General features: G+C 74.9%; 1 protein-coding gene. It reads right to left on the bottom strand.

What is annotated here, in order from left to right:
* On the bottom strand, window positions 1-4,113 hold a 4,113-nt coding region (locus tag ACFSL4_RS35705; protein WP_381092100.1), incomplete at both ends, for a type I polyketide synthase.

Below are 4,113 nucleotides of genomic sequence, written 5' to 3'. Positions count from 1 at the left end.
GCAACTCCACCGCCATCCCCACCCACTGACCCCCCTGACCAGGGAAGACGAACACCGGCCGGGTGGCGCGCCCCTGGGCTGTCGGGGTTCCCGTCACCACGTTCGGTGCGGGTTCGCCGGTGGCGAGTGCGGTGAGTGCGGTGAGGAGGTCGTCGTGGTCTCGGCCCACGACGACGGCGCGCTCCTCGAAGAGGGAGCGGTGGCGTACGAGGGTGAGGCCGACGTCGGCGGCGTGGGTGCCCGTGGCCAGCAGAGTGCGCAGGCGCTGAGCCTGGGTCCGCAGTGCGGCCTCGGATCGGGCGGACACGACGAGCGGGATCGCCGGAGGTACGGCGGAAGCCTCGGCCGGCTCAGGCACATCGGCCGGCTCAGGCGCCTGTGCGATGACGACGTGGGCGTTGGTCCCGCTCACGCCGAAGGACGAGATTCCCGCACGGCGCGGGCGGTCCGGGCCGGGCTCGGGCCAGGGACGGTTCTCGGTGAGCAGTTCCACCGCGCCGGCCGTCCAGTCGACCTGTGGGGTGGGCTCGCTCACGTGCAGGGTCTGCGGCAGCACTCCGTGGCGCAGGGCCATGACCATCTTGATGACGCCGGCGACTCCGGCGGCGGCCTGGGTGTGCCCGATGTTGGACTTCAACGAGCCGAGCCACAGCGGCCGTTCGGCATCCCGGCCCTGTCCGTAACTTGCGAGGAGTGCCTGGGCCTCGATCGGGTCGCCCAGTTTCGTCCCCGTGCCGTGCGCCTCGACGGCATCCACGTCGGCGGGTGACAGGCCCGCGCTCGCCAACGCCTCCCGGATGACGCGCTGTTGGGACGGTCCGTTGGGCGCAGTCAGGCCGTTGCTCGCGCCGTCCTGGTTCACCGCGCTGCCCTCGACGACGGCCAGGACGTGGTGTCCCTTGCGTCGGGCGGCGGAGAGCCGTTCGACGACGAGGACGCCCACGCCCTCCGCCCAGCCGGTGCCGTCCGCGTCGGCGGAGAACGCCTTGCAGCGGCCGTCGGGCGACAGACCGCGCTGCCGGCTGAACTCGACGAACAGGGTGGGGGTCGCCATGAGGGCGGCGCCGCCGACGAGCGCGAGGTCGCATTCGCCGTCGCGCACGGAGCGGGCGGCCAGGTGCAGGGCGACCAGTGAGGAGGAGCAGGCCGTGTCCACGGTGACCGCCGACCCCTCCAGGCCGAACGCGTAGGCGAGGCGGCCGGAGATGACGCTGGCCGAGCCGCCGGTGAGCAGATAGCCCTCGTAGTCCTGCGGGACCTCGGCGAGGAGGGCCGCGTAGTCCTGGCCGTTGGCGCCGATGAAGACGCCGGTGCGGGAGCCGTGCAGCGCGGCCGGGTCGATGCCGGCCCGCTCGAACGCCTCCCAGGACGTCTCCAGCAGCAGCCGCTGCTGCGGGTCCATGCCGAGGGCTTCACGCGGCGAGATCCCGAAGAACCCGGCGTCGAACTGGTCGAGGTCGTGCAGGAAGCCGCCGTAGCGGGTGTAGGTCTTGCCGGTGCGCTCGGGGTCCGGGTCGTAGAGGCCGTCCACGTCCCAGCCGCGGTTTGCGGGGAAGTCCGTGATGCCGTCGGTGCCATCGGCGACCAGCCGCCACAGGTCTTCGGGACTGGTCACCCCGCCGGGGAAGCGGCAGGCCATGCCGACGATCGCAATGGGGTCGTCGGCGGTGCCGGTGGCCGGGACCGGTGCCGCGGTGGTCGTCCCGCTCTGCTCCCCGAGGAGTTCGGCCGTGATCCGGGCGGCCATCACCTGCGGGGTCGGGTAGTCGAAGACGAGGGTGGCGGGCAGGCGCAGACCGGTCTCGGCGTTGAGCCGGTTGCGCAGTTCAACGGCCATGAGGGAGTCGAAGCCCATCTCCTGGAAAGCGCGGCCCGCCTCGACCGCGTCCACGGAGCCGTGGCCCAGCACGTCGGCGACATGCCGGCCGACCAGCGCGAGGGTGGCGGCCTCGCGGTCGTCGGCGGGCAGGGCGGCCAGCCGGTCGCGCAGGGTCCGGACCGCGTCGGCGCCTGTCGCGAGCACGGCACGCCGAGCGGGCCGTACGAGGGACCGCAGCAGGGCGGGCACCTCGCCGGAGCGCCGGAGCGCGGACAGGTCGAGCCGGGTCGGCACGACCACCGGGCGCTCCTGCCCGAGTGCGGCGTCGAAGAGGGCGAGCGCCTCCTCGGTGGGCAGTGCGGTCATGCCGCCGCGCGCGGCGCGCCGCAGATCGGCGTCGCCGAGGTGTCCGGTGATGCCGCTGGCCTGCTGCCACAGGCCCCAGGCGAGCGAGACGGCCGGGAGTCCCTGGGCGGCGCGCTGCTGGGCGAGGGCGTCCAGGCAGGCGTTGGCCGCCGCGTAGCCGGCCTGACCGGCTCCGCCGAAGGTCGCGGCCGCCGACGAGAACAGCACGAACGCCGCCAGGTCGGCCTCCCGCGTCAGCTCGTGCAGGATGCGGGCGGCGTCGGCCTTGGGCCGCAGGACGGCGTCGACGCGGTCGGGGGTCTGCGCGGCGAACACACCGTCGTCCACGACGCCCGCGGTGTGTACGACGGCTGTGAGGGGCGCCGAGTCGGGGATCGCGGCCAGCACGGCGGCGAGCGCGTCCCGGTCCGCGGCGTCGCAGGCGACGACCTCGGCCTGCGCGCCCAGCTCCCGTAGTGCCTCTACGAGTTCGGCGGCGCCGTCGGCCGCGGGACCGCGTCGGCTGGTGAGCACGAGCCTGCGGACGCCGTGCCGGGCTGCGAGGTGGCGGGCGAGCAGTCCGCCGAGAGTGCCGGTGCCGCCGGTGACGAGGAAGGTGCCCTGCGGGTCGAGGACCGGGGCGTGGCCGCTGTGCGCGCCGGCGCGTGCCAGCCGGGGCACGAGGGTCCGGCCGGAGCGGATGGCGGCCTGGGGTTCGTCGGCGGCGATCAGGGCCGCGAGCGCGCGGGCCGCCCCCAGGTTGGCGTCGCCGTCCGGTGCTCCGCTCTCGTTGTCGACGAGCACGATCCGGCCGGGGTGCTCCGTCTGCGCCGTCCGCAGCAGACCGTGGACGGCCGCGCCCGGCAGGTCGGTGACGTTCTCGCCCGGGCGGGCGCACACGGCACCGCGGGTGAGCACCACCAGCGTGGTCGTGGCGAACCGCTCGTCGGCGAGCCAGTCCTGCACGAACTCCAGCGTCCGGTGCAGGGCGGCGCGCACCGCGTCCTGTTCCGCAGCGCCTGCCTCCGTACGGCAGGTGAACACCACCGCGTCGGGAACGGTCTCACCGCCGTCCAGGCCGGCGCGCAGGGCATCGAGATCGTCGTACGTCGTCGTGGCGCCCTGCTCGGCCAGCGCGGCCGCGAGGAGGTGCCCGCCCCGGTGGGTCTGTTCGTCGGCGAGGACGGCCCACGCGGCCGCGGGGACCTCGGGCTCGCGGGAGGGGAGGGGTGACCAGTCGACGTGGAACAGGGCCTCGTCGCCGCGCGGGCGGGCCGTAGCGAGCTGCTCGCCGGTGACCGCCCGCAGCAGCAGCGACCCTACGGTCGCGACGGGCTGCCCGGAGGGTGCGGCCGCGGTGAGCCGCAGGGTGTCGGGGCCGGTACGGGTCAGCCGCACCCGCAGCGCGGAGGCGCCGGACGCGTGGAGCGTCACCTGCGCCCAGGCAAACGGCAGCCGCGCCCGGGCCTCGCTGTCGCCGAGCAGCCCGCTCAGCCCGACGGCGTGCAGGGCCGCGTCGAGGAGGGCCGGGTGGACGGCGAACTCGCCGGATTTCCGCGCGGCTTCGGCGGGCAGCTCGACGTCGGCGAAGACCTCGTCGCCGTTTCGCCAGACGGCTCGCAGCCCCTGGAAGGCACGACCGTAGTCGTGGCCCTCGTCGGCGAGGCGCTCGTAGTAGCCCTGGGCGGACACGGCTGTCGCTCCGGTCGGCGGCCAGGACATGGCGACGTCGTGGTCGCCCGTCTCGGCGGACCGGCCTTGGCGGCGGGGTCCCGCCTCTGGGTCGTCTGCGCCCTCGTCCTGGGGGACGAGCGCGCCGGAGGCGTGCCGTGTCCAGGGCTCCTCCGTGCCGTCGACCGGGTCGAGGCGTGAGTGGATCCCTATCTCACGTCGCCCGGTCTCGTCGGGGGCACCGACGGTCACCTGGAGCTGGAGGGCGCCCTGCTCGG

The sequence above is a fragment of the Streptomyces caeni genome (genome assembly GCF_042678285.1).
In the GTDB taxonomy this organism is placed as follows: Bacteria; Actinomycetota; Actinomycetes; order Streptomycetales; family Streptomycetaceae; genus Streptomyces; species Streptomyces caeni.
Note: the sequence above shows the minus strand (reverse complement) of the source record. Positions and strands in the feature narration are given on the sequence as shown.